Below are 21500 nucleotides of genomic sequence, written 5' to 3'. Positions count from 1 at the left end.
TTTTTAAAAGGTGGGCGATTCGGGCAAATAGTTTTGCGCAAACGCCTGAGCCTGGAGCGGCCTGTCGAATAAATACCCTTGAATCAGAATACCCTCGTACTGACTGAGCCACTGGGCCTGGGCATCCGTCTCTACCCCTTCGGCGACAATCAGCAAATTCATATTGCTGGCAATGGCGATAATCGAGGCCACCATGGCAGCGTCTTGGGGGTCGATGGTAATATCGTCGATAAAGGATTTATCGATTTTAATTTTATTCACCGGCAGACGCTTAAGATAGCTGAGCGAGCTGTAGCCAGTACCGAAATCGTCCAGGGCAAAGGTGATCCCCTCGTTTTGCAGCTTGCGCATTTTATCCACGACTTCGTCGATATTGTGCAACGCCGCCCCTTCGGTGATTTCAAATTCCAGGCAGCTGCCGGGCAATTTGTATTTATGCAGTACGCTTAAGCATTTGCCTACAAAGTCGGCATCGTAAAGCTGGCGCTCGCTGATATTAACCGCCACCCGCAATTCGGCAGGAAACCGCCCCAGTTCTTTTTGCCGGCGAATAAACTGGCAGACGTCGTCCAGTAGTTGCAAGCCCACCGGGTTGATCATATCGGAGTTTTCCAAAAAGCCGATAAACGCACCCGGCTGCACCAATCCGCGGGTGGGGTGCTCCCAGCGAATCAGCGCCTCGGCACCGACCAATACGCGGGCGTGCAGATCAATTAGCGGTTGCAGGTAAAACGTAAAGTGATGCTCTTGATAAGCGGCGCGAATATCCGACTCGAGCTGCAACAAGCGGTTTACCTCTTCGGCCATTTGCGGCTCAAACACCTGGTAGTGCCCGTGGGGGCGACGCTTGGCCTCGTTAAGGGCGGTATCGGCCTGAGAGAGTAATAACTCAACGGTAACGTCGCGCTGGGGGTAAAGCGCAATACCCACCGTCGCATTGATAGAAAAGTCCTGATTGGCGAGGGTAACGGGCTGGCGAATGGTTTGCAAAAAGCGATCGGCGACCTGCTCAGCGCGGTGGCGAGCCTCTTCGGGGCTGGCGCCAATTTCGGGCATACTGAGAATAAATTCATCGCCGCCCAAGCGCGCCAGTGTTTCGGGTTCGCGCACCCGCATCGCCATGCGTTGGGAAATGTGTAACAGCAGCTCATCCCCCAGGCTATGGCCCATGGTGTCGTTAATGCGCTTAAAATCGTTTAAATCAATCAGCAGCACGGCGCCGTAGCGGTTGCTGGCTTTGCATTTGTGTAAGTCTTCTTGCAGCTGCTCGAGAATGCGGTTGCGGTTAGCGAGCCCGGTCAGGGTATCGCAATAGGCGAGATACTCGACCCGCTCTTCGGCCTCGACCAATTCGGTAATATTGTTGAGCACCACAATTACATGGGTGCTGTGTTCGGCAATAAACGGCACCAGCGACATTTGCATCACATGGTTTTCGTTATGCACGCCGCTCAAATGCTGCTGGCGATTAAACACCGGCGCCTGTTTGCGACACACCCGTTGCACCAGGGCGCGAATTTGCCCCGCCTCTTTCACTCCGGCCTGGCGCAGCAGCTCAAAGTAGTTATTGCCATCCACACGCTCAAAATAGTTTTTAAACGCCTGGTTATAAAACAGCAGATGCCCGCTGTCGTTCACCGCAAAAACCTGATTGGGGCTGGCATCGAGAATCAAGCTTAGTTGCTGCTGTTGATGCTGCAACTCGGTGTGCTGATGATTAAAGTGGGCAAGCAGGCGATTAGCCGAGTTGACGATATAACCCAGCTCGTCTTGTTCGTGTTTGCGCAGGTGGGGAATATTATTAACCGGCACCTGAGCGTGATCGAGCGCGGCAAAACGCGAGGCCAGAGTGACCAGCGGACGGGTGAGCAAAAAGTGATAGATAAGTACCAGCACAAACGCCAGGCCGATATTGCGCGCGGTACCGGTCAGCAGAACTCGCCAGGCGCGCTGATAAAAATTACTGAGTGCGGCGTCTTTGTTCAACTCCAGACGCAAACTACCCGGGGGGAGAGCTGCAGAGGTCGACAGAGGAAAAGCAAACATTTCAGTGTCGCCCACCAACAGATGAGTCAACCACTGGGTATTGCTGGCGACGAGGGGGCGCCGATGCTCGGCCATGACCCGCCCCTCATCGTTCAAAATAGCGATATAACTGAGAAAACGGTACTCGGATAGCCCCTCGACCACCTGCTCGGCGAGTCGCTCATCCAGTAAAAACACCGCGCGCTGGGCGGCGGTGCGACTGACCCGGCTGATCTCTTCAACGTTAGCGCGAATATCCCGGTACTGAGTGCGAAAATCCAGATAGACCTGCAAACTGGCTACCGCTATGCCCAACAGCACCACCACCACAAAGCTGGTGCGCGCTAGCTTGTAGGACAATCGTTGAAACAGGTCGATGGTCATAAAAGGTGCCGCTGATCCTCTATTATGCTCTCCTGCGTTTCGATTCCACCTTCCCGGTTGGCGTATTTTTCTATGATCATAGCGGGGTTTACCTTTTATTACACCTAGTTTTCCACCCAGCGGTCGCACGGGCGGCCGCGAAAAGAAGTGTGATAAACAAAGAGATTACCCGCGCGGGGTTCGCGGCGGCGCTGCTCGGGGCTCATGTGCTCCCAGGCGCTGGTGACTAGCAGGTGTTGCAGCTCGGGCCCGCCCCAGGCCACACAGGAAGGTTGCGATACCGGTAGCATCAAGGTGTGAATCACATCGCCCGCCGGGCTGTAGCAAACGACCCGCGAACCGCCCCACTGGGCACTCCAAAGATTGCCATCCGCATCGGTGCAGGCGCCGTCGGGGTAGATACCCTCAGGCGTGCGACAGAACACTCGCCCGGCCCCCAATTCACCATCGCTTGGGCGAAACACTCTTATTTCCCGGCGCGGCGAATCGGCGTGGTAGAGCTGGCTGCCGTCGGGGCTCCAGCACAGGCCATTGGCAATCTCCAGGCCGGTGCGCGCCTCAATCAGCTCGCCGTCGTAACGATACAGCTTAGCGCGGGATTGCCCGGGGGACAGGGTGCCCGCCCAGAAATTACCCCAGGGGTCGACCCGGCCGTCGTTAAAACGCGCGGCGCCACTCAAAGACGGGCGCACCAACCACTGGTACTTGCCGGTAGTGGGCCGAAAATAGCCGATGCCACTGGCGAAGCTGCAGATAAGCTGGCCCGGCGTGTGGGTAAAGCCAAAGGCAGTAATGGCCTCGGGGACGGGCCAGCGCCTAAGCTCAGTGCCGTCTATGGCGGCACTGTATAGACACTGCCCCAAAATGTCGGTCCACCAGATGCGCTGCTCTAGGTCATCCCACAGCACACCCTCGCCCAACTCGCAGCCAAGCTCGATTTCGGCGACTAGCTCCACTTTACCACCAGGTAATATAGAGCGCCGCGGTAATCACCAGTACCCCAATACTCAGCAGGGTGTAACTGCCACTGGTGGAAAAATCGATATCGCCCAGCTGAATAGCCTTTTCCTGCTCTTTACTACCCGCCGCCAGAGTAAGTGCCACCGAGATGGCGACACACAGTAAAAACACCACGCCCACGCGATCCATAAACGGAAACTCGGGCAGAAATAGCCAAAACAGTGCCGACAAAATAACCGACGCAAAGGCCGATGCCAGCGCCGACAAGGCGGTGGCCTTTTTCCAGAAAAAGCCCAGCAAAAAGATGCTGACAATGCCCGGGGTAAAGAAGCCGGTGAACTCCTGAATATACTGAAACGCCTGGGGAAAGTTACCCAGCAGCGGACGGGCGATGATAACGGCCACAATCATCGAGAGCACCGCGACCACCCGGCCCAGCCAGACCATCTTGTGCTCGCTGACTTCGGGGTTGATCACGCGCTTGTAGATATCCACGGTAAAAATCGTGGAAATGGAGTTGACCATGGAGCCCAGCGACGAGGCGATCGCCGCCACCAGCGCGGCAAAGGTAATACCCAGCAGGCCCTGGGGCACCAGCTTCATCATTTCGGGGTAGGCCTGATCGGGCTTGGCCAAATCCGGGGTCAACATGGCCGCGGCTATGCCGGGCAGCACCACAATCACAGGCATCAGCAGCTTTAAGTAAGCGGCAAAAGCGATACCTTTTTGCGCCTCGGCCAGACTTTTGGCCGCCAGAGTGCGCTGGGTGATGTATTGGTTAAAACCCCAGTAGGACAAATTCATAATCCACAGACCACCCACCAGCACCGAGATACCCGGCAGGCTGATGTAGTGCTCGTTGGAGGGGTCGAGAATCATGTCGAACTTTTCGGGCATCTCGGCCAACATCATGCTAAAGCCCGTCCAGGCGCCCTGGCCATCGGCAATTTTATCCAGCGCCAGATAGGACACCAACAAGCCGCCGAAGATAAGCAGCACCACCTGGATGATGTCCGTTAACGCAACGGCTTTTAGGCCGCCGTAAATCGAGTAGCCCACCGAGAAGGCGGCCAAGAACACCAAGCCATAGACCAAATCCAACCCGGTGATGGCGTTAATCGCCAACGCACCTAGCCAGAGCACAGAAGTCAGGTTAACCAGCACATACAGCGCCAGCCAAAACACCGCCATGATAATCCGCACCCGGTGATCGTAGCGCTCTTCCAAAAACTGGGGCATGGTGTAAATGCCCTTTTTGAGGAAGATCGGCAAAAAGTACTTACCGATAATCAGCAGGGTAATGGCTGCCATCCACTCGTACGAGGCGATACCCAAGCCGATGGCAAAGCCCGAACCGGACATACCGATAATCTGCTCAGCCGATATATTGGCGGCAATCAACGAAGCCCCAATCGCCCACCAAGGCAGAGATTTACCGGCTAAAAAGTAATCTTCTGAATTTTTGTCGTGACCGGCTTTTTCCCGTGACACCCACCAGGCAATGGCCACCAGGGCCACACAATAGAGGGCAAAGGCCGTTATATCGACCGTTGATAAAGACATACGCAACTCCCAGAGTATTATCGTTTTTTAGAATTATTCCGCTAAACGCGGGTTTTATTATTATGGATTGATCCGAGTGCCCACTACAGGCGCCCGCCATCGACCACAAATTGTTGTCCGGTAATCATAGAGGCATCACTCGATGCCAGAAAAAGTGCCATATTGGCCACATCGGCGGGCATCAGGCGGCGTTTTAAACGCACACTGTCCATCCACTCGGCCTCTTTTTCGGGGCTTAACCACTTTTCTAACTGCTTATCGGTGGCGACCCAGCCGGGAATAATGGCATTGACACGGATATTGTCCGAGGCGAAATCCGACGCCAGTGCTCGGGTCAGGCCCAAGAGGCCCGCCTTGGCGGTGACATAGCTGGGCATTTGCGCGGGGCCTAGCACGGCATTAATCGAGCTGAAATTGATAATGGAGCCGCCGCCGCGCTTGGTCATACCCGGCGCTATGGCGCGGGTGGTAAAGAAGGCCGCGTCCAGATTAACTGCCAGCGAGCTGTGCCAGCTTTCGTCCGACAGGGATCGCGGGTCGCACCGCTTGTCATTGGCGACGTTGTTAATCAGCACCGCTATCGTGCCCAGCTCGGTCTCGACGGTCTGGATCGCGTCGCGCAGCGCCGGCACATCGGTTACATCGCAGGGAATAAAAATAACCGCGCCGGGATACTTAATCTCCATCTCGCGGCATAACTGCTTACCATCCGTGGCGGCTATATCGACAAAACCAACGCGACATCCCTGATACAAAAAAGCCTCGACCATGCACGCTCCGATACCGGTAGCGCCTCCGGTAATAAATACCGTCTGGCCTTTTAGGCTGGGGTAGAGCGTACGCTCAGGGGTTGGGGACATGGTTCACCTCTAAACACCGACCTCGGTTATATTTCCGACTCGCTGCAGAGTATATCGCCTTCTGTCTAGGAATGCTGCGTCAGATGAAAATGATCGTGGCCAGCGGACACTCTTATTGCCTATGCCCCTATCAAGCTAAAAAGGCGGCCCCACTAACCAGGGCAAAACCCACGTTCATCCTGCCTTTAAGACGCTTGCGCCACGGGGGCGGCGCCCGCCCGTGGGGCGAGCCCGCTCAGCAAGCGCTGCATGGCCCGGCGCGCGGCCGACTCATCGGCGCTGGCAATGGCCTGGGCCACCATTTGGTAATCACTCAAAGCGCTGGCCAAAATCACCTGATTGGTAGCGGTATCGGCGCCGATAGCGGTATGGATAAAATGACACAACTGGATAAAAAATCGATTATCGCTGGCCCGTAAAACCGCGGTGTGGAAGGCAATGGCGGCCTCAACCGAATCGTCATCACCGCGCGCGGCAGCGTCTAACTGTTGCAAAGCCCGATGGATCTCCGCCACCGATGCTTGGTCGGCGCGCCCTGCCGCCAGAGCCGCGGCATCTGGCTCAAGGGCCATTCGCAACTCGGTAAATTCTCGTAGCAACTGCACCGAGGGGCGGCTGCTCAGGCTCCACTGCAGCACATCCGGGTCAAACACATTCCAGGCCGAGGGGGGCAAAACCCGAATCCCCTGACGTGGCCGCGATGAGATCAGCTTTTTGGCGGTAAGCATTTTGACCGCCTCGCGAATCACACTGCGACTGATCTGGTAGTGGCGGCACATTTGCGCCTCCGTGGGAAAACTATCACCCGCCGCGTATTTGCCCTGCACAATGGCGCGCCCCAACTCGTAGGTAACCTGATGGGTCAGATTGCGGTTGTCATCAAAGGTATTCATAGTCCTTTACCTGTTGGATTGTTCTGATTTCCAGCTTAACTATTCTTATCAATCAGATAATGTTACCGCAATCATTTCCCTATGTCTCCATTTAACCTAAATAAATAGGCGTTTCTGTCAATGACGAATGATAACGCTACCAACCCTCCCCCTGCAGGGTAATCACCAATCTCCGTGCGCCACCGCGATTGCGGTGCTCACACAGGTAAATCCCCTGCCAGGTTCCCAGATTTAAGCGCCCCTCGGTAATCGGCAGCATCAGGCTCACCCCCAAAATGCTGCTTTTGATATGCGCGGGCATGTCATCATCGCCCTCATAATCATGCTCGTAGTAGGGCGCGCGCTCGGGCACAAAGTGGTTAAAGTGGCGCTCTAAATCGCCACGCACGGTAGGGTCAGCGTTCTCATTGATACTCAGACTGGCCGAGGTGTGCTGGATAAACACCTGAATCAGCCCCACATTAAATTCACTTAATTCGGGCAGCTGACGCTCGATCTCACCAGTGACCAAATGGAAACCCCGGGGTTTGGGGGCCAGCTGAATTTCACGTTGTACCCACATAGCAATTCCTCCAAATATTACAGATTTGTCAAATTTTAGCGTTTTTAGCCTTGATATTTTTCCGCTTCGGGCTCATGTTTAAACTGTGGCGCTCGCAAAAGCGCCGCCCCTAACTTCAGAGGTAAGCGGTAAAAGGAAGCAAGTCTATGCAAATCAATGTATCCGGTCATCACGTTACAGTTACAGACGCTATCAAAGAGAATGTAGAAGCGAAATTCGGCAAGGTTGCCAAGCACTTCCCCCAGCTGGACTCTATTAACATTACCCTCACCGTCGAGCGCTCTAGCCAGAGCATCGAAGCCACGACCCAATACCTGGGTGCTCCGGTGGCGGTTCAGGCAGCCGACCACGACATGTACACCGCTATTGCTCAGGCCGCCAAAAAAATGGAAGCGGCACTGGCCCACCGCAAGGGTTCGGTAAAAGGCAATCGCCACGACAAACCGGCGCTGGATGACGAAGACGCCCTGGCCAGCTAATCCCACCCCATTATCACTTCATGTAATAAGCCACAGTATTTGCTGTGGCTTAATTGTCTTAAAAACTTCACGGAAACTTAACCGAACAGTTCAATAAGCGTCACCTCGGCTCACTAATGTTGGCTCCCGTGTTTAGCCACCATTAAAAAACGAGGAGATAACAATGACGTTTACCCTGAATAGCAAAGGCCGCCTGATGCTGGCCATGATCAGCGCCATGATGCTCGCCGCCTGCGATGGCGACGACGGTAACGACGGCGCCCAGGGCCCCGCTGGCCCACAAGGTCCTGAAGGCCCCGCCGGGGAAGACGGCGAAGATGGAACCGATGGCAATGGCGAAGGCGGCAGTGATGGCAGCGCCAGCCTGATGACCCCCGGTCTGACCCGTCTGGCCACCGTGCCCGCCGGCGCCGAAGTGACCGGCGCCTATGTAACCGACGGCGGCGATCTGTTCTTTAACGTACAGCACCCCAGCGACGCTAACACCACCGCCGACAACGACGGCAAGATTTTTAACACCGGTACCGTGGGTGTTCTCGCGGGGGTCAACGTTAACCAACTGCCGAAAAATCTGGTGTCAGTGGGCGTGCCACAAACTCAGCAAGAGCGCGAAACGGTGCAGGTCGCCTACGGCGAGTATCAAGTGCTGGGGCAAACCATGGATAACTTTGGCGGCGCCCTGCCCGAGGGTCTCGGCAGCGTGATGGCCACTGATGGCAGCACTCAAGTCGTTTCCAGCGACACTCCCGACTTTAACGGCTTTGTTCCCACCGGCGACAATCAAGGCTACTTGTTTACCAACTGGGAATCGATTCCCGGCGGTATGAGCCGCATTAAACTGAACAAAGACGCCAGCACCGGTTACTGGTCTGTGGACAGCAACGATGTGCAGATGCTGGATTTTGGCACCTATGGCACCATCGCCAACTGCTTTGGCTCGGTATCTCCCTGGGGCACGCCACTTACCTCAGAAGAATGGGGCAATCAGGGCGACGATACCCAAGAGTGGAACGATCCATCGCTGCAAACCGCGCGCGATATGATGGCGATGTATATTGACCCCACCGCCAGCGATGCCGACGGTGCCGCGAGCTTCCCCAACACCTATCGATACCACTACATCGTGGAAATCACAGAACCCACCAGCGACAAGCCGGTACCGGTTAAGCATTACACCTTAGGGCGTTTTGAGCACGAAAACTCCATTGTGATGCCCGACTCTAAAACCGTTTACCTGTCGCAGGATGACACCAACGGCGTGATGTTTAAGTTTGTCGCCGACAATGCGGGCGACTTGTCAGCGGGTACCTTGTACGGTGCCAAGCTGACCCAGGATGCCGGCAGCTTTGAGCCATTGACCACCGGCTTTGACATCGAGTGGATTGAATTGGCCCACAGCGACAACGCCACCATTGACGGCTGGATTGCCGACTTTGATGACATTACCACCGCCGATTTCGTCGAAGGCCAGAGTAACTATCTGACCGACGCGGACGCCGACGCCTGGGCCGCCGGTGAAGCCAACTACCCGAGCGTTGCCAATGGCGGCGGCAGCACCACCGCTGGTATGCCCATGGATGATCGCATCGCCTTTTTGGAATCGCGCAAGGCCGCACGGGCCAAAGGCGCTACCGCCGAGTGGCGCAAGTTCGAGGGTATTTACGTTAACCACAAGCGCGCCGAAGAAGCGGTTGAAGGCACTGACCTGATTGCCGGCGAAGAGGTAAACCAAGCCTATGTTTACTTTGCCATTGCCGACATGGACAACGGCATGGTGGATGACGAAGGCGATATCCAGCTGACCCCGCGGGTAAAAGAGTGCGGCGGCGTTTATCGCATGCCTTTGTTAACCGGGGCCGACGCCTATGATGTTAACCGTATAGAACCTGTGGTCATGGGCTCGACCTACCGCTCTAGCCTGGACGGCGCCGAACGCTGTGATGTGAACGCCCTGTCTCAGCCCGACAATGTGATCGTGTTAGAAGACGGCCGCATTGTTATCGGCGAGGACGGCTTCCAAGAGAACAATACTCTGTGGATGTACGACCCCACCGTTAACGACTAATAAGCCGATGGTATGACCACTTAACGGGAGCCGCATCGCGGCTCCTTTTTTCGTATAAGAAGATCACAAAGGTACAGTTATGTATCGCACCATTATTTTGCTGTTGTTCGCAGCCGCGTTAAGCACAGGATGCGACCAACAAACCACTACCCATACATTGGTGAGCAGTGCGCAGGCCGATACCGGGTTTACTCCCCAGCACGACCCCGCCGATTATATTAAACACGGTGAGACCTATAACCCCGAGGCCGTAATCCCACCGCAGTGCTACACCAAAACCGAGGGTAAAAATAATCCCTGTTATGTCTGCCACCAAAGCTATCTGCAAGAGCGCAACCGTCCCAATATGATGAACGACGGTTTTCTACAGGGCGCCTACGATTTTTCCGACATCGGCAATACCAATCGCTGGGCCAACCTGTTTAAAGATCGCAGCAGCGAAATTGCCGATATCAGCGACGACTTTATGCGTCGCTACATCAATCAGGACAACTACACCGCTTTAGCCAAATGGCTGGAATCGGATGCCTGGCAGGGGCGCGCACCCAACATTGCCAACCTGGCCGACGGCGCTGCTGCCTTTGACGAACATGGCCTGGCCAAAGACGGCAGCCGTTGGGTCGCTTTTAATTACAAGCCGGTCCCCAGCACTTTTTGGCCCACCAACGGCTCCACCGACGACGTAATGATTCGTCTACCCCAGGCATTCAGCGAAGTGGATGGCCAGTATTCGCGGGACGTCTACTACGCCAATTTGGCGCTGGTGGAAATGGCCATTACTGACCAGCCGTCAATCAGCACTATTGCCTTGGATGAGCGCGCCGCCGGCATCGACTTTAATGGCAATGGCGAAATGGAGGCGCAGGTCAGCCACATCAAGCGCCGCGACACTTATTTCGGCGACGCCTTTACTGTGCCCCTGACTCATATGCTGTACCCCAAAGGCACAGAGTTTTTGCACACGGTGCGCTATGTCGGTCTGGAGGGCGAGCAAATCGTTAACGCCCGGCGAATGAAAGAAGTACGCTATATGCGCAAGCACACTATGATGTCCCAAGCGCGCTTAAAAAGCAGTTACTACCGCGAGGCCAAAGAAAAACATTTTGGCAACTTACCTCAGGTGTCTACCCATGGCGATCGCGGCACCAGCAATGGTATGGGCTGGTTGCTATGGGGCTTTATTGAAGATGCCAACGGCGAGCTGCGCGAGCAAAACCAACAAGAGACTTTCTTTTGCATGGGCTGCCACAAAACCATCGGCACCACGATCGATAATACCTTTGCTTTTGCGCGCAAAAAGCCCGGCGCCGAGGGTTGGGGTTATATTAACCTGCAATCGCTTAAAGACGCCCCTAATTTGGGCGAAAGCAAAGGCGAGTATTTAACCTATCTGGAACGAGTGGGCGGCGGCGACGAGTTTCGCCAAAATGGCGAAATGCTAGAGCGCTGGTTCGACGCTCAAGGAAAGGTGGACGCGCAAAAAGTCGCGGCGCAAAATTCGATTTACGATATTATTGCGCCCTCGGTACGCCGCGCGTTAGACCTGAACAAAGCGTATTACCGTATCGTCAAAGAACAGAGCTTTTTGTTCGGCCGCGACGCGGTCTTAAGCCCCGCGAAAAATGTTTACCGGGAAATCGATACCAGTATCGAGCCGCTGGCAGGCGAATTCCGCCATCAATGGGATATTCGTCTGGACTGGGAAAGCATCGAATAAACCCACAGGTTGATCGTTAACCCCGCCCAGGGGTTAACGTTTTCGCTTGCGCATTCTTTTATTATCAGAGCGTTTTCTCTGCACACATCTATTTTCAGGTTTTAGCGTATAGTTTGCTCAGTGCCGCTCACAAACCCGACTAAGGATGTCCTATGCCCACTCGTCTTCCGCACTCGCTAACGGCCTTGGTAATTGCCTGTATTGCCCCCTCCCTCTGGGCGGCCGATTTACTGGTCAACGTAAGCGACGCCAACAGCAAACGCGCGGTGGACAATGTGGAAGTCGTGGTGACCGATCGCGACAACCGCCAGTGGCGCATACAAACGCAGCCTGACGGACGCGGCCGGATAGAAAATTTGGACGCCGGGCTGTATCAGGTTGAGTTAATGTCAGAGGGCTATGATCGCGTGCGCCTACCCAGCGTGCGCCTGGTAGAAGACAAAACCACGCCGGTGCAAGTTTCTATGTCAGTCGCTAGAACTAACCTGGAAGAAGTTCTGGTGCTGGGCAACAGCATTGGTAGCAACTGGCTTAGCTCGGTGGGCGCCAGTGAAAAAGACCGCGAGGCCTTGCGCAGCTCAGCCGGTAGCGGCAGCGATGTGCTGCGCGCCCTTGATGGCCTGCCTGGACTGTTTGCCGACAGTCAGTTCTCAACCTATACCGTGCGCGGTAGCGGACCCCGCGACAATCAAATTTTAGTCGACGGCATTCCCTTTGATTCTGTGGTGCACTTTAGCGATAGCTTTGGCGAGCTCGGCGATGCCGAAGAAGGCGGCCGCTACAGTATTTTTGCGCCCAATGTCATTGACCGGGCCAGCTTTCAACCGGGGGGCTGGTCCTCCGCCTATGGTGGACGGGCCGGCTCACTGCTGGAGTTAGACGTCGCCCGGGGTAACCCCGACACCCCCTCTTACACCGCGCGCTTGGATATCGCCGGACTGGAGGTAGGCTACGATGGGCCGAGCTTTGTCACCGACAACACCAGCGTGTTGTTTTCCGCACGCCAACTTAATTTTGGCCGCTTGTTTGATTTGGTGGGTATGAACGATGCCGGTGAGCCGGAAGTCACCGATATTATTTTTAAAACCCATACCGACTTTGACAGCGGCAACGAACTGGAGTTTTTATTGATTCACGCCCCGGAAGAGTATGAGCGCACCCTGGAGCATGTACTCAACTCGGATGAAGACGAACCCGGCAACTACCAAGACGTCGAGCTGGTGCAGCAATCGACAGATAATACCCTGGCGGCGATTAGCTATCGGCAATTATTGGGAGACAGCGCCGAGCTCACCAATCGCCTCTACTACCGCCGCTTTGGCGAGGACAGCCAAGTCGGCGAAGCCTACCCCAGTGATGTGCCCCCGGAGACAGCGCAAGACCAAATCCCCCGTCGCTTTCCCATTATCACCGCCAGCCAGGACGACACCGAAATTGGCTGGCGGCTCGACTTCTCCGCCGACAATAACTGGGGGCGATTCAATACAGGTTTGCGTTTAAACCAGCTGGAGCTAAACCTACAGCGCCAGATCGACGGCGAATGGATTCGCTACGAATATGAGCAATCGGATTTTCGCCCCAACCCCGAGCAACAATATATCGTGTTGACGTCCGATGGAGTGAACACCGATTATCAAAAACGCGGCCTGCAGTACGCCGCTTTTATGGAACAGGCGTTTTCCTGGAACACCTGGGACGCTCGCATAGGCCTGCGTTACGAAGGCGATGAATTTACCAACGCCGAAGGCGTCTCGCCTCGTGTCGCAGCGTCGTGGCAGCTCACATCCAACACCAGTGTCAGCGCTACCGCGGGGCGCTATCTGCAGCGCCCGGAAATAAAAGACTTGGCGAGCAATACCAGCGGCGCAGCGCTCGGCTATGAAACCATCGACCAAATGAGCTTGGGTTTTCAGTACCGATTCGCCCCCCTGTGGGATATCTTCGTGGAACCCTACTATCAACAGCTGAGCGATTTGGTCGTGATAGCCGACGGCGTGAATCAGCGCTTTAACAACAACGGCGAAGGCACCTCTTTCGGCGTGGATACCGCCATTACCCGCCAATTCGACAACGGCTGGTCGGCCAGCGCCACCTATTCCTATAACGACGCAGTGTTAAAGGATTCCCCCAGCGGCCCGGAATACGACGCCGACTACCATCGGCCTCATTCCGTTAGCCTGGGGGGCACCTGGGAAATCAACCAGCGCTGGAAATTATCCGGTCGCTGGAAGTGGGCATCGGGACGCCCCTATGGCGACTATATTATTCACGACAATGTGCTCGGCGAAGGCGAACCGCTGCGCTACAGCCGCGAAACTATTACCAACAACACACTGCGTTACGATGGCTACAGCTCGCTCAATATTCGCGTAGATTATCGCCGCGCCATTGGCCGCACCCAGGTGATTGCTTTTGTGGATATTATTAACTTACTGGGCTCGGAGAATCCCTCCAACATCGACTTTAATGAACGCACCGGCGAAATTTCCGAAGAGGACGGCAGCCTACTGCCTTTGGTGGGTTTGCGCTTTGAGTGGTAAGCCATAAAGCCAAGCGAAATATTGTCCTATAATCATTTCTATTACCCAGAGGACAAGACTATGAAAGGACACTGCCTGTGCGGTTCAATTGAAATCGATGCGCCATCTATCCATAACATCGACCTGTGCCACTGCAGCATGTGCCGGCGCTGGGGCAGTGGCCCCATGCACGCCCTGCACTGCGAAGGAGACGTCAGTTTTAGCGGCGACACTCCGTCCCGCTATCGCTCGTCTGAATGGGCCGAGCGCGGATTTTGCCGCCAGTGTGGCACGCATTTATTTTACTATTTAATACCCGCCGATCAGTACATTCTGTCGGCCGGGTTATTTCAACAGCAGGAACTGAGTTTAACCCAGGAAACTTTTGTAGACGAAAAGCCAGACTATTACTCGCTTCAAGCCGAGTCTAAAAAAATGACTGGCGCGGAAGTCTTTGCTCAATATGAACAATAGCCACTAGACGCCGCGAAAGACAACCAGCTACCCTAAGCAGAAGGGTAATGAAATTTCTGATGTTTCCATACCTTCATAAAAATCGTCTACTATTAGACACTCATTAATCAATACATACAGGATGTTGCAATGAAAAAACTGACCTTTCATAAAGTAATAGGTGCCTTAAGCGCTTTGTTACTATCAGCGTCGGTAACCGCTGCCGACAAACCCAATATTTTAGTGATTATGGGCGATGATATCGGCTGGTTTAACACCAGCGCCTACAACCACGGCATGATGGGCTACACCACGCCCCATATCGATCGAATCGCCGACGAAGGTGTTCTGTTCACCGATGGTTATGGTCAGCAAAGCTGTACCGCTGGGCGCGCCGCTTTTATTACCGGTCAATCGCCTAAGCGCACCGGTCTGTTAAAAATTGGTATGCCGGGCGACCCCATTGGTATTTCAGAAAAAGACCCCACCCTGGCCGAGCTGCTCAAACCCCTGGGCTATACCACCGGTCAGTTTGGTAAAAACCATTTGGGCGACTTAGATAAGTTTCTCCCAACCAACCATGGTTTCGATGAATTTTTTGGCAACCTTTACCACCTGAACGCAGAAGAAGAGCCAGAAAACCCCGATTACCCCAAAGATCCCGAATTTCGCAAGAAATTCGGCCCCCGCGGTGTGATCAAATCAACCGCCGATGGCAAAGTGGAAGATACCGGCCCCTTGACCAGCAAACGCATGGAAACCATTGATGAAGAGTTTTTGGCCGCCACACTCGATTTTATTGAGCGGGCTCACAAAGCCGATAAACCTTTCTTCGTGTGGCACAACACCTCGCGGATGCATATTTTTACCCACCTAAAACCCGAATCAGAGGGTAAAACCGGTCGCGGTATTTACGCCGACGGTATGGTAGAGCACGATGGTCAGGTCGGCGTGCTGCTGGATAAGCTGGACGAGCTGGGCATTACCGACAACACCATTGTCCTGTACACCACCGATAATGGCGCGGAAAAATTCAGTTGGCCCGACGGCGGCACCAGCCCCTTCCGGGGAGAAAAAGCCTCTACCTGGGAAGGTGGTATTCGCGTACCTATGCTGGTTCGCTGGCCCGCACAAATTCCCGGCGGACAGGTTAACAACGAGATCATCTCGCTGGAGGACTGGGTGCCCACGTTGATGGCCGCAGCCGGTGATTCCGATATTAAGGCGAAACTGTTAAAAGGCCACCAGGCTGGCAACAAAAAGTTTAACGTGCATTTGGATGGCTACAATGTCCTGCCCAACCTGACAGGCGGTTCAGACGAATGGCCACGCAACGAGTTCTTTGCCTTTGTGGATGATGGAACACTGGGAGCGGTGCGCTACGGTCCCTGGAAGGCACATTTCTCCATCCAGGAGCACGACGGCCTGGGCTCGTGGATGCACGCACAAACCGTCTTAAAAGCACCACTGCTGGTCGACCTGCGTGCTGATCCTTTCGAAATGGCACCCGAGGACTCGTCTTACCACGACGACTGGATGGTGCGGCACATGTACGCGTTCGTGCCTCTGCAAAATTTAGTGAAAAACTTTATGGCGACCTTTAAAGAATACCCGCCTCGCCAGGAAGGCGGCAGCTTTACGCCGAAACAGTAAAACACCCGAGCCCCAGCCCTCTGTGGCTGGGGTGCGGTCTGCTTTTCTAGATTTGTGGTTTTACCCGCCGCCCCGGAACATTTCAGCCCATAATTCACTGCAAGCTTTAGCGCTTTCGAGGCACAGTACAGTTGACAGGGGGGATGCTTAACAGAGAAGTGGAGGACCGAGGGTTTTGCCGCAGTGGCGGCGCAACCCACCGCCACAGCACGACCCTATTGACGCCAACAGCTAATTGCCCCGGCGCAAGCTCCCAGATTCAAGCCGAGGCTACTAACTGGCTTTCTTTTTACTCTCTGTCATTTTACGGCGCAGTTCAGTAATCACCGGTACCACTTCGGGGCGAATATGACGCCAAGCGTAAAAGGATTCCGCCGCTTGGCCGACCAACATGCCCAAACCATCGGTCAACTTTGCCGCGCCCTGCTCTTCGGCCCAGCGCAAAAAGCCGGTGGGTTCGGCGGCGTAGCTCATGTCATAGCAGGCCGCCTGACTCGCCAACAAGTTGTCGGGTAAGTTGACCCGCTCACCGTGCAAACCGGCCGAGGTGCCGTTAATCACCACATCAAAGTGACCGTCGCTCAGCTCGTCGAAGCTACAGGCATTTAACTCGCCCAAATCGTGAAAGTCTTTCACTAACTGCTCGGCTTTGCTCACGGTGCGATTGGCAATGGTCACGCTACTGGGCTTTTGCCCCAGCAAAGGCTCAAGGACGCCGCGCACGGCGCCACCGGCGCCCAGTATCAGCAACTTTTTACCTTCTAGCTCCCAGCCCATGTTAAGCATATCGTTGACCATGCCGATACCGTCTGAGGTATCGCCGGTTATGCTGCCATCGTTCTCTTTAATCAGCAGATTAACCGCTCCCGCTCTTTCGGCGCGAGGGGTCAAGCGGGTCGCATAGTGAAAAGCATCCAGCTTAAAGGGCGCGGTGATATTTAACCCCCGCCCACCGCCGTTAAAAAAAGTATCGGCGGCCTGTTTAAACTCACCTTCCGCTACCAGTTGTTTGGTGTAGGCCATATCTTCACCGGTCTGATCGCAAAAGTGACGATGAATCGCGGGAGATTTACTTTGCGCAATGGGATTGCCAAATACAGCGTAAGAATCGGTCATGAGGTACCTATAGTTGAAACGAGCGGCAAAACTACCAGAGTTTTTTTACCGAACGTTTACTGAGTTCATTATTGTTATTGCCGGGCCAACCAATCCTGAGGCGGTAAGAAGTCGCGGGTGAGGCGCGCCTCTGGGGAATCTGGCTCGGGATGAAAATCATACTCCCAGCGCACCAGCGGTGGCAGGGACATTAAAATAGATTCGGTGCGGCCGCCGGTCTGCAGCCCGAACAGGGTACCGCGATCGTAGACCAAATTAAACTCTACATAGCGGCCGCGGCGGTATAGCTGAAATTGGCGTTCGCGCTCGGTATAGGGGCTGTCTTTGCGGCGCTCTAAAATCGGCTGATAGGCCGGCAAATAGCTATCGCCCACGGCGCGCATAAAGGCAAAGCTCTGGTCAAAACCCAGCTCGTTTAAATCGTCGAAAAACAGGCCGCCCACACCGCGTGCCTCACTGCGGTGTTTTAGATAGAAGTACTCATCGCACCAATTTTTATAGCGCGGGTAAACATCATCTCCGAAAGGCGCACAAGCCTCAGATGCTGTCTTGTGCCAGTGAACACAGTCTTCTTCGAAACCATAATAGGGGGTTAGATCGTAACCGCCGCCAAACCACCACACGGGGTCAGCACCGTCTTTTTCAGCAATAAAAAAGCGTACATTGGCGTGGCTGGTGGGAGCATAGGGGTTGGACGGGTGAATCACCAGGGAGACACCCATGGCCTCAAAGGAGCGCCCCGCCAATTCAGGCCGGTGGGCGGTGGCCGAAGCCGGCATGGCATCGCCCATTACATGGGAGAAATTCACCCCGCCCTTTTCGATTACCGCGCCGTCGGCCAGTACCCGCGAGCGACCGCCACCACCTTCGGCGCGCTGCCAAGTGTCCTCGGCAAAACGGCCACCGTCGACCGTCGCCAGGCTGTCGCAGATGCGATCTTGCAGCTCAAGCAAATAAGCTTTTACGGCGTGTTTATCCGGTGTGGTGGTCATGGGCGGCTCCGTGAAAGGCGGCTATTGTACCAGCTATGGGCGCAGAGTTTTGCCTGAAGCCAAATCCCGTATTTGCGAGGGCTGACGCCTGCCCCCCGTGCGCCCCGGGGCTATGGCATCTAACTGACGGCCAAAATAGCGGCGCACTTGAATCGCGTCTTTCGCGGCCGGACGCCCCTGGGGGTTGGCCGAGGTGCTGATTATCGGCCCGCCAAAGGCGCGGCACAATGCCGCTGCCACCGGGTGGGCGGTCACTCGCAGGGCGACGGAGCTGTGCTTGCCGGTTACCCAGGGGGATGCTAAACCACCGTTGGGCACCAGCCAGGTGTTGGGGCCGGGCCAGCTCGCCAGCAAGGTCTCGCGCTGAACATCTGGGAGGGGTGCCAACCAGGGTTCCACCTGCTCAACACTGGCGGCAATCAGAATAAGCCCTTTTTCGGGGGCGCGGTGCTTAAGCGCCAGCAGGCGAGACACGGCTTCGGCGTTGCCTGGGTCGGCGCCCAGCCCCCACACAGACTCGGTAGGGTAAGCGATGACACCACCGGCGCGCATGGTCATGGCGGCGCGCTGAACGCCTATATGCGTTAACCAGCCCGCCATCTTAGGCCCCCGCCAGTGGGGGGTGGGAGACTGCTCGCCCTGGGCGAGCGGTGAGTGCCTGAATCATGGTTTTAGCCTGCGTGAAAAAAGCGCGAAGTTACAATATGTCTTCTTGCGAGACAAGGGATAACAACTTGATTCAGGTCAAAATATAAACAAGCGCGCGGCGTAAAATAGGATCGAAAGACAACAAAACTGCAGCGAGGTCCTGCCATGTTGGATTCTGTGATTCTTTTAAGCTTGGCGACGATTATCGCCATTTTAGCCATTATGGTTTACCTAGGCGTTTACGCTTACCGTCATATCCGCGACGATAGTAACGCCCAGCTTATTCAGGCAAAAGAAGTGGGCGCTCACAAACGCGTGTAGTAACTGCCGCGCTGGGCGATCTTGCCCTCCAACTCCAAATCGAGCAGTGTGGCGGTCAGTTCGCTGGCGCTTTTACCGCTTAAATCACAAAGCTGATCCACGCTCACCGGGTCATAGCCCATCAGGGTTAACAGCCAGTGTTCGGGTTGGCGCGGTTGTTGTGATTGAACTTGGCCGCGCTTAAACGCCAGCCCACCCTCCAGCTCCGAAACTATATCTTCGGCGGACTCCACCAGCTTGGCGCCGTTTTTGATCAGCTGGTGACAACCGCGACTGAGCGGGTTGTGAATAGAGCCGGGCACGGCAAAAACCTCGCGCTGGTGCTCCAGGGCGTATTTGGCGGTGATCAGCGAGCCGCTCTTAATAGCCGCCTCAACCACCATGGTTCCCAAGCTAAGGCCGCTAATCACCCGGTTGCGACGGGGGAAGTTTGCCGCATCCGAGGCAATGCCCGGCGCAAATTCGGTAACCAGCGCCCCGCCCTGGGCGAGAATCTGATCGGCCAAGCCTCGGTTACGCGCGGGATACACCCGGTCAATGCCAGTGCCCATCACCGCGATGGTCACACCCCCGCCGTGCAGGGCGCCGCGATGCGCGCTGGCATCCACCCCCAGGGCCAGACCGCTGGTAATCGCAAAGCCGCCCGCCGCCAGATAGCGGGCGAACTCAAACGCAGTCTTATCGCCCCCGGCCGTGGGGCTGCGGCTGCCCACCATCGCCAACTGGGGTAATTCCAAGGCATCGGCATTGCCGCGCACATAGAGCACCGGCGGAGGTGCCGGGGTGTCGGCGAGCAACTGCGGGTAAGCAGCATCGCCCAAGCTCAGTATGCGAACCTCGGGGTTATCGGCCAGCCACTGCTTATCCAGCGCTACCAGCCGGTGGATCGGGTGCCGCTCGTCGTCTTGTAGTGTGTCAATTTGATTGACCAGACGGGCTTCAAGGGAGGTGCCGAGCTGATCGGCGGAGGCTTTAAAGACGGCGGGAAGAGAGCCAAAAGCCAAATAGAGACGTTTGATTTTGACCGCGCCCAAACCGTCAATGCGGGCGAGCGTGAGGGCAGAGGTGAGATTATCCATAATCGTCTTAACTCGCCCCTCCCTGGGCTAGATAAGGAATAACTAGGGGTTGCGGAGCTTGTCGCCCACCGCCATGGGGCGGGTGGCTTCCATCACCAGGGCAAAACTTAGCTTGTCGAAGGTGCGAAACACCATCACCAAACCAGCGCGCTCGTCCATCAGGGTGACCCGATCGCCGCTGACGCGATCCAGAATGGTCTCGCCCTGAACGAAGGCTTCAAACACATTGCCCACTTGAACGCCGTCGCGATCCCCTTTATCGATGATCATCACGTCCATTTTACCGATTTGGGTAACGCCGCCTTCAACGGCCAGTACTTTGGCTTCGATGGGAAAATCCGGCGCGCTGGGGTAAAAGATGGAATCTACCGCGCGCTCGGCATTGGGCAGTAGGATATCGCCAGCACGCAGCTCTTGCTCGGAGCGGGTGACCTCAAGACGGATCACATCCCCTTCGGTGTCATCGACCCGTACACCGCCAATACCAATAGCGTGAATGCCCAGAAACTCGTCGGACTCTTCGTCAATAAAGGTCTCACCCTGACGGAAGACGTCATAGTTGCTGGTGCCGTCGGGCACTTCGCCGCGGGCGTAAACCGTATCGCCCTTACCGGTGATCACCCGGTTTTTGGTGCCCGCCAGAATATAGGGCACACCCTCTACCTCATCGGGTGTCACAATACGCGAGCGAGACAGGTAAGAGGCAATTTTGTCCAGTGAAACCGCCGGAATCGCGTCTTCAGCGGACAGCACACGCACCTGGGGCTCAAGCTTGGCATCGCCCGGCGCCATTTTCACGGTGCGATCGACCGTCAGACGCGGCTCGCCGTCAATGTAGACCAAACGAACGACATCGCCGGGGAAAATTAGGTGGGGGTTTTCAATATCAGGGTTAGCGTGCCAAATTTCCGGCCACTGCCAGGGAGCATCCAGAAACATATCCGAAATATCCCAAAGCGTATCCCCCTTTTCCACCACATACTCGTCTGGCGAACCCGACTTGATGGGCGAAGAATCGGCCCAAGAAAAGACACTGGCGGCAGACAGCGCCAGAACAGCAAAAATCATTTTTTTCATAGAAACCGATCCTGTTTTGTTCGGTCCTGAGCGGTTTAGCCGTTATAATAGCGCAACCCATCGCTCTGTGCGACCGGGAGGCTGCGAGTTCACCCAGGTTAATTCCTGTACGATCATCATGTTAGCAGCGCTTG

The 21500-nt window shown here is 55.4% G+C and carries 18 protein-coding genes; 7 read left to right on the top strand and 11 right to left on the bottom strand.

Annotated elements, in window-relative coordinates; genetic code table 11:
• Positions 1–3: 3 nt before the first annotated feature.
• The 6 genes from M6D89_RS14670 to M6D89_RS14645 form a co-directional block, all read right to left on the bottom strand.
• The gene (locus M6D89_RS14670) at positions 4–2409 is read right to left on the bottom strand and encodes a putative bifunctional diguanylate cyclase/phosphodiesterase (RefSeq protein WP_253968835.1); all 2406 of its coding nucleotides are present in this window, start codon (positions 2407–2409) and stop codon (positions 4–6) included.
• A gap of 104 nt (positions 2410–2513) precedes the next feature.
• A complete protein-coding gene (locus M6D89_RS14665) occupies positions 2514–3365 on the bottom strand; it encodes an SMP-30/gluconolactonase/LRE family protein (RefSeq protein WP_253968834.1) in 852 nt (283 codons plus the stop codon).
• A 1-nt stretch (position 3366) separates the two neighbouring features.
• A complete protein-coding gene (locus M6D89_RS14660; protein WP_253968833.1) occupies positions 3367–4932 on the bottom strand; it encodes a sodium/sugar symporter in 1566 nt (521 codons plus the stop codon).
• 83 nt (positions 4933–5015) lie between these two features.
• Positions 5016–5792, bottom strand: coding sequence for an SDR family NAD(P)-dependent oxidoreductase (locus M6D89_RS14655; RefSeq protein ID WP_253968832.1), 777 nt, complete (start codon positions 5790–5792; stop codon positions 5016–5018).
• Between the two features lie 185 nt (positions 5793–5977).
• Positions 5978–6685, bottom strand: a complete 708-nt coding sequence (locus M6D89_RS14650; RefSeq protein WP_253968831.1) for a FadR/GntR family transcriptional regulator — start codon at positions 6683–6685, stop codon at positions 5978–5980.
• Positions 6686–6821: 136 nt separating this feature from the next.
• Positions 6822–7247: a secondary thiamine-phosphate synthase enzyme YjbQ gene (locus tag M6D89_RS14645; protein ID WP_253968830.1), complete on the bottom strand. Its 426-nt coding sequence runs from the start codon at positions 7245–7247 to the stop codon at positions 6822–6824.
• Between the two features lie 146 nt (positions 7248–7393).
• Between M6D89_RS14645 and hpf the strand changes: the two genes are divergently transcribed.
• The 6 genes from hpf to M6D89_RS14615 all read left to right on the top strand — a co-directional run bounded on the left by hpf (position 7394) and on the right by M6D89_RS14615 (position 16133).
• The gene (gene hpf, locus M6D89_RS14640) at positions 7394–7726 is read left to right on the top strand and encodes a ribosome hibernation-promoting factor, HPF/YfiA family (RefSeq protein ID WP_253968829.1); all 333 of its coding nucleotides are present in this window, start codon (positions 7394–7396) and stop codon (positions 7724–7726) included.
• Between the two features lie 163 nt (positions 7727–7889).
• Positions 7890–9791 (top strand): alkaline phosphatase PhoX, encoded by a 1902-nt coding sequence (locus M6D89_RS14635; RefSeq protein ID WP_253968828.1) that lies wholly within the window; start codon positions 7890–7892, stop codon positions 9789–9791.
• 79 nt (positions 9792–9870) lie between these two features.
• Positions 9871–11508 (top strand): hypothetical protein, encoded by a 1638-nt coding sequence (locus tag M6D89_RS14630; protein WP_253968827.1) that lies wholly within the window; start codon positions 9871–9873, stop codon positions 11506–11508.
• A 152-nt stretch (positions 11509–11660) separates the two neighbouring features.
• Positions 11661–14048: a TonB-dependent receptor gene (locus M6D89_RS14625; RefSeq protein WP_253968826.1), complete on the top strand. Its 2388-nt coding sequence runs from the start codon at positions 11661–11663 to the stop codon at positions 14046–14048.
• Between the two features lie 60 nt (positions 14049–14108).
• Positions 14109–14501 (top strand): GFA family protein, encoded by a 393-nt coding sequence (locus tag M6D89_RS14620; protein WP_253968825.1) that lies wholly within the window; start codon positions 14109–14111, stop codon positions 14499–14501.
• A gap of 129 nt (positions 14502–14630) precedes the next feature.
• Positions 14631–16133 (top strand): arylsulfatase, encoded by a 1503-nt coding sequence (locus tag M6D89_RS14615; RefSeq protein WP_253968824.1) that lies wholly within the window; start codon positions 14631–14633, stop codon positions 16131–16133.
• Between the two features lie 273 nt (positions 16134–16406).
• Here the strand turns inward: M6D89_RS14615 and aroE are convergent, their stop codons facing one another.
• From aroE to tsaC, 3 genes are all read right to left on the bottom strand, one after another.
• Positions 16407–17249, bottom strand: coding sequence for a shikimate dehydrogenase (aroE, locus tag M6D89_RS14610; RefSeq protein WP_253968823.1), 843 nt, complete (start codon positions 17247–17249; stop codon positions 16407–16409).
• Positions 17250–17323: 74 nt separating this feature from the next.
• The gene (gene hemF, locus M6D89_RS14605) at positions 17324–18241 is read right to left on the bottom strand and encodes an oxygen-dependent coproporphyrinogen oxidase (RefSeq protein ID WP_253968822.1); all 918 of its coding nucleotides are present in this window, start codon (positions 18239–18241) and stop codon (positions 17324–17326) included.
• Between the two features lie 33 nt (positions 18242–18274).
• The gene (tsaC, locus tag M6D89_RS14600; protein ID WP_253968821.1) at positions 18275–18841 is read right to left on the bottom strand and encodes an L-threonylcarbamoyladenylate synthase type 1 TsaC; all 567 of its coding nucleotides are present in this window, start codon (positions 18839–18841) and stop codon (positions 18275–18277) included.
• Positions 18842–19054: 213 nt separating this feature from the next.
• Here tsaC and M6D89_RS14595 point away from each other — a divergent pair, with 213 nt between their 5' ends.
• The gene (locus tag M6D89_RS14595; RefSeq protein WP_253968820.1) at positions 19055–19210 is read left to right on the top strand and encodes a DUF3149 domain-containing protein; all 156 of its coding nucleotides are present in this window, start codon (positions 19055–19057) and stop codon (positions 19208–19210) included.
• Here the strand turns inward: M6D89_RS14595 and dprA are convergent.
• Complete coding sequence (gene dprA, locus M6D89_RS14590) at positions 19195–20289, bottom strand: DNA-processing protein DprA (protein ID WP_253968819.1); 1095 nt, start codon at positions 20287–20289, stop codon at positions 19195–19197. The two genes, M6D89_RS14595 and dprA, sit on opposite strands and share 16 nt — an antisense overlap.
• 42 nt (positions 20290–20331) lie before the next feature.
• Positions 20332–21366, bottom strand: coding sequence for a LysM peptidoglycan-binding domain-containing protein (locus tag M6D89_RS14585; RefSeq protein ID WP_253968818.1), 1035 nt, complete (start codon positions 21364–21366; stop codon positions 20332–20334).
• Positions 21367–21500 lie beyond the last annotated feature (134 nt).

It is taken from the genome of Gilvimarinus xylanilyticus (assembly GCF_024195295.1).
In the GTDB taxonomy this organism is placed as follows: Bacteria; Pseudomonadota; Gammaproteobacteria; order Pseudomonadales; family Cellvibrionaceae; genus Gilvimarinus; species Gilvimarinus xylanilyticus.
The sequence above is the reverse complement of the archived record's forward strand: the minus strand, read 5'-3'. Positions and strand labels throughout refer to the sequence as shown.